General features: G+C 73.0%; 8 protein-coding genes. All 8 read left to right on the top strand.

Translation table 11 applies throughout. From position 1 onward, the window contains the following. Nucleotides 1-196 (top strand): PaaI family thioesterase (locus PKC53_RS14145; protein WP_324429684.1); only part of this gene is annotated, 196 nt, incomplete at its 5' end. Between the two features lie 308 nt (nucleotides 197-504). Continuing rightward, nucleotides 505-915, top strand: coding sequence for a PaaI family thioesterase (locus tag PKC53_RS14150; protein WP_324429686.1), 411 nt, complete (start codon nucleotides 505-507; stop codon nucleotides 913-915). A 97-nt stretch (nucleotides 916-1,012) separates the two neighbouring features. Next, the gene (locus PKC53_RS14155) at nucleotides 1,013-1,486 is read left to right on the top strand and encodes a DUF1203 domain-containing protein (RefSeq protein ID WP_324429687.1); all 474 of its coding nucleotides are present in this window, start codon (nucleotides 1,013-1,015) and stop codon (nucleotides 1,484-1,486) included. A gap of 88 nt (nucleotides 1,487-1,574) precedes the next feature. Continuing rightward, nucleotides 1,575-1,997 carry an MAPEG family protein gene (locus PKC53_RS14160; RefSeq protein WP_324429689.1) on the top strand — a complete coding sequence of 141 codons (423 nt, stop codon included), beginning with the start codon at nucleotides 1,575-1,577 and terminating at the stop codon, nucleotides 1,995-1,997. 24 nt (nucleotides 1,998-2,021) lie between these two features. After that, nucleotides 2,022-2,456 (top strand): cupin domain-containing protein, encoded by a 435-nt coding sequence (locus PKC53_RS14165; RefSeq protein WP_324429691.1) that lies wholly within the window; start codon nucleotides 2,022-2,024, stop codon nucleotides 2,454-2,456. Nucleotides 2,457-2,463: 7 nt separating this feature from the next. Further along, nucleotides 2,464-3,000 (top strand): nuclear transport factor 2 family protein, encoded by a 537-nt coding sequence (locus PKC53_RS14170; RefSeq protein ID WP_324429693.1) that lies wholly within the window; start codon nucleotides 2,464-2,466, stop codon nucleotides 2,998-3,000. Continuing rightward, nucleotides 2,985-3,542, top strand: a complete 558-nt coding sequence (locus tag PKC53_RS14175; protein ID WP_324429695.1) for a hypothetical protein — start codon at nucleotides 2,985-2,987, stop codon at nucleotides 3,540-3,542. The genes PKC53_RS14170 and PKC53_RS14175 overlap by 16 nt, the downstream gene beginning before the upstream one ends. A 47-nt stretch (nucleotides 3,543-3,589) precedes the next feature. Further along, nucleotides 3,590-4,379 (top strand): glutathione S-transferase family protein (locus PKC53_RS14180; RefSeq protein ID WP_324429697.1); only part of this gene is annotated, 790 nt, incomplete at its 3' end.

Consider the following 4,379-nt stretch of genomic DNA (forward strand, 5'->3'; position numbering starts at 1 on the left):
CTGCGCCACCATCGAGATCAAGATCAACTATTTCCGCCCGGTGCTCGAAGGCGAGTTGCAGTGCCGCAGCGTGCTGGTCCACCGCGGCCGCACGACGGCCAGCCTGGAGTCCACGCTGCTGGTCGCCGACACCGTGGTCGGCAAGGCGCTGGGCACGTTCGCGGTGTTCGCGCACCGGCGCGAGCCGGCGGTCTGAGCCGCGCGATGCACGTCCAGCCGGGTCACCTGCCCGGCTGCATCGGCCGCATCGCCGAACGGCACGCCACCCACTGCGCCGCGGCCTGGGCCCGCAGCTGCCCGGCGCGGCGATCGCGTTCTGCCGCCGGCGAGGCGATGCGCGCTTGCACCTGCGGCCCTTCGCCGGGCTCGACGCGGCGCGCCCCCTGCACGGCAAGCGTCGCTGGCGGCTCGAGCCGGCGCGGCACGCCGCGGGGCCGGGTGGTGGACGGACTGCACCTCGCACGCCGGTGCGGCGCGTGGCGCCGCTGCGGTAGAGTGCCCCGCATGCGGTCGACGCAGGACTTCAACGATGGGGGCCGCGGCCACCTGCCGGGCCTGCTGGGCGTCGTGTTCACGCATGTCGGCGCCGACGAGGTGCGCGGCGAGCTGGTGGTGCGCCGCGAACTGATGGCGCCCAACGGCTTCCTGCACGCGGCGTCGGTGGTCGCGCTGGCCGACACCGCCTGCGGCTACGGCTGCCTGGCCAACCTGCCCGCCGATGCAGCGGGATTCACGACCCTCGAGCTGAAGTCCAACCACGTCGGCACCGCACGCGACGGCGTCGTCGACTGCGTGGCGCGGCCGGTGCACCTGGGCCGCACGACGCAGGTGTGGGACGCGGTCGTCACCCGCCGCGACGACGGCCGCACGCTGGCGATGTTCCGCTGCACGCAGCTGGTGCTGTACCCGCGCTAGCGGCGCGACCGCGAGGCGGGTGGATCGCAGGTCCGCAAATGGCCGGCACCACGGCGCGGCCCCGGGCACGATGCGCGCCCGGGCATCGCACGACACCATGACACCGAACTTCCGCATCGTCGGTCTGGACCCCGCCGCGTTCGAACCGCTGTTCCGGCTCGACGACCAGACGCTGCAGCGCCTGGGCGCGGCGCGGCGCATCGCCACCGCGTGCCCGGGTTATCCCTGTCGCGTCGGGCTCGACGACGCGGCCGTCGGCGACGAGCTGCTGCTGCTGACCCACGTGCACCACGACGTCGCGTCGCCGTACCGCGCCTCGGGGCCGGTCTTCGTGCGTCGCGGCGCGCGCGCCGCGCGCCTGGTGCCGGGCGAGGTGCCGCCGTGCGTCACGCGCCGGCAGATCTCGCTGCGCGGCTACGGCGCGGTGCACACGATGCTGCACGCGCGCTTGTGCGACGGCGCCGAGGTGGCGCAGGCGCTGCAGGACCTGTTCGGTGACGCTCGGGTCGCGTACGTGGACCTGCACAACGCCGCCGCCGGCTGCTTCGCCTGCCGCGCGCTGCGCGCCTGAAGCGCCTCGGCGCGCACACCCCTCTTGCCGGGGCCGGCCCCGCGAAGGAACAATCGCCCTGCCCCACCGCTCGAGACAGGAGTCCTGCATGTCGTCGCCGACGGCCGTCGCGCTCACCGGCCTGATCGCATGGACGCTGCTGCTGCTGCTGTGGATGGAGGCAGTGCGTTCAGCGCTGGTGGTCGGCGGTCGCGTGCCGGCCAACCAGTTCCGCCCCGACAACGCGAACCTGTCGCCCTTCATGCAGCGGCTGGCGCGCGCGCACGCGAACTGCACCGAGGGGCTGCCGATCTTCGGCGGGCTGATGCTGGTGGCGCTGGCCACCGGGCGCGCCGACGTCACCGACGGCCTCGCGCCGGTGCTGCTGGGCGCGCGCGTCGTGCAGTCGAGCATCCACCTGGCGTCGCTGTCGGTGGTGGCGGTGCACCTGCGTTTCACCGCGTTCGCGGTGCAGATGGGCATCGCCGTGTACTGGAGCTGGCGGCTGCTGGCCGCCTACGCGGCCGCGTAGCCGCGCCTGCCGGGACAGCGCCGCATGTCGCCTGTGCCAGACACACCCCGCGCGCCGGTGGTGCTCGGCCCCGGCGAAGGCCGCGCTTACGCGATGGGCCGCATCGCCGCGGTGTTCAAGGCCGACGGGGCCGAAACCGCGTCGCGCTACTCGGTCTCCGAATGGTGGCTCGAGCCGCACACGAGGGGCCCGGGCGCGCACGCCCACCCCGAGGACGACGTGTTCTACGTGCTCGAGGGCACGATGAGCGTGCGCGTCGGCGATCGCTGGACCGACGCGCCGCGCGGCAGCTTCGTGCTGGTGCCCGGCGGCGTGGTGCACGACTTCGAGAACCGCGGCGACGTGCGCGCCGGCGTGCTGAACCTGTCGCTGCCCGGGGCGTTCGAGCCGCAGATGCCCGAGATTGTGCGCTGGTTCGTGCAGCACCCACCCGGCGACACGCGCGAGGGCAGCGCGTGATCGGGCCATGCGCCGCCGTGCCGCGGTACCGCTGCTGCTGGCCGCCACGCTCGGCGCCTGTTCGACGATGAACGCCCACGACCCCACCGAGACCCTTCGCGCGCAGGTGTTCGCCGCCGAACGCGCCTTCGCGCGCGCGATGGCCGAGCGCAGGCTCGACGACTTCGCGCACCACGTCGACGACGAGGCGGTGTTCATCGGCGCCCAGGTGCTGCGCGGCAAGGCGCAGGTGCTGGCCGGCTGGTCGCGTTTCTTCGAGGCGCCGGCGGCACCGTTCTCGTGGGAGCCCGACCGCGTCGAGCCGCTTGCGTCGGGCACGCTGGCGCTGAGCACCGGACCGGTGCGCGACCCGTCGGGCCGCGTCGTCGCGCGCTTCCAGTCGATCTGGCGCCAGGCGGCGCCCGGCGCGTGGCGCGTGGCGCGTGGTGTTCGACAAGGGCAGCCCGCCCGACCCGTCGGACCGCTAGGCGCGCGCCCGTTAAGCTCGGGCCCGGGCGCACCGCCGCGCCCGCCACCCGACATCGTCGTATGGAGTTCCGCCTGATCTACGAAGGGCCGCTGCGCGGCCAGGGCGCCAAGTCGACCCACAAGTGGGAGATCCGGCGCGCGCTGCACCCGCAGCTGCAGCGGCTGTGGCAGCTGCGCCCGCTCGAGACGCTGGCCGACTCGCTGCTCGCGTACCCGCCGCGGCCCGACAAGGTGTCGGTGATCGTCGAGAAAGGCGGTCTGCACTTCGCGCCGCTGGTCACGCAGCGGCTGAATCTGTACGTCGAGCTGTCGGTGCTGCTGTTCCGCCAGCAGCCGCGTGGCACGCTGATCACCGATGGCGGCGACATCGACAACCGGCTGAAGACGCTGCTCGACGGCCTGCGCGTGCCGCACGGCTCGCTCGAGGGGCGCAAGACGCTGCCCGACGAACCCGACCCCGACCCGATGTTCTGCCTGCTCGAGGACGACTCGCTGGTGACCAAGGTCTCGGTCGAGTCGGAGCAGCTGCTGCGCCCGGCGCGCCCCGACGAGGTGGTGGCGATCATCTCGGTGCACGTCAAGAAGACCGTGCTGACGCACTCGAACATGTCGCTGTAGCCTCGACGAGGCATCATGCACGCCGACCGCCCACCGACCGCCCACCGATGAGCCGACTCGCCGTCCATCACATCCCCGTGTGCCCGTTCTGCCAGCGGCTGGAGATCCAGCTCGCGCTGATGGACCGTCGCGACGCCGTCGACTTCCACGTCGTCGACATCACCCGACCGCGCCCCGAGGCGCTGCTGGCACTGACGCGCGGCAGCACCGCGCTGCCGATCCTCGTCACCGAGGACGGCCGCGTGATCAAGGAGAGCCTGGTCATCATGCAGTACCTCGACGACCGCTTTGCCGAGCGGCGCCTCGCGCAGCGCGACCCGTACCGCCACGCCGTCGAGGGCATGCTCACGCGCATGGAAGGCGACTTCGTCGCGCAGGGCTACCGCTTCGTGATGAACCAGCAGCGCGAGCTGCGCGACGCGCTGCACGAGGGCATGCTCGCGCAGTACGCCCGGCTCGACGCCTTCCTCGTCGAGCACGCGCCCGACGGCACGTATCTGTTCGAGGACTTCGGCTGGGCCGAGGCGGTGTACACGCCGATGTTCATGCGCTTCTGGTTCCTCGAGTACTACGAAGGCTTCGACCTGCCCGACGAGCCGCGCTACGCACGCGTGCGCCGCTGGCGCGACGCCTGCCTGGCGCACCCCGCGGCGCAGCAGGTCAGCCGCGAGCAGATCGTCAAGCTGTACTACGACTATGCGCAGGGCGCCGGCAACGGTGCGCTGCTGCCCGGGCGCACGCGGTCGTCGTTCGCGTTCGAGCCCGACTGGCGCGATCGCCCCTGGCCGCCGCGCGCCAAGTACGGCGATCGCGCCACCGACGCGCAGCTCGGGCTGC

The organism is Azohydromonas sp., assembly GCF_035325925.1.
Lineage (GTDB): Bacteria > Pseudomonadota > Gammaproteobacteria > Burkholderiales > Burkholderiaceae_C > Calidifontimicrobium.

What these genes read in the sequence shown, in the direction of transcription:
- PKC53_RS14175 (WP_324429695.1), top strand. Translation starts at nt 2,985, where the DNA reads ATGGAGTTCCGCCTGATCTACGAAGGGCCGCTGCGCGGCCAGGGCGCC.
- PKC53_RS14160 (WP_324429689.1), top strand. Translation starts at nt 1,575, where the DNA reads ATGTCGTCGCCGACGGCCGTCGCGCTCACCGGCCTGATCGCATGGACG.
- PKC53_RS14170 (WP_324429693.1), top strand. Translation starts at nt 2,464, where the DNA reads ATGCGCCGCCGTGCCGCGGTACCGCTGCTGCTGGCCGCCACGCTCGGC.
- PKC53_RS14150 (WP_324429686.1), top strand. Translation starts at nt 505, where the DNA reads ATGCGGTCGACGCAGGACTTCAACGATGGGGGCCGCGGCCACCTGCCG.
- PKC53_RS14165 (WP_324429691.1), top strand. Translation starts at nt 2,022, where the DNA reads ATGTCGCCTGTGCCAGACACACCCCGCGCGCCGGTGGTGCTCGGCCCC.
- PKC53_RS14155 (WP_324429687.1), top strand. Translation starts at nt 1,013, where the DNA reads ATGACACCGAACTTCCGCATCGTCGGTCTGGACCCCGCCGCGTTCGAA.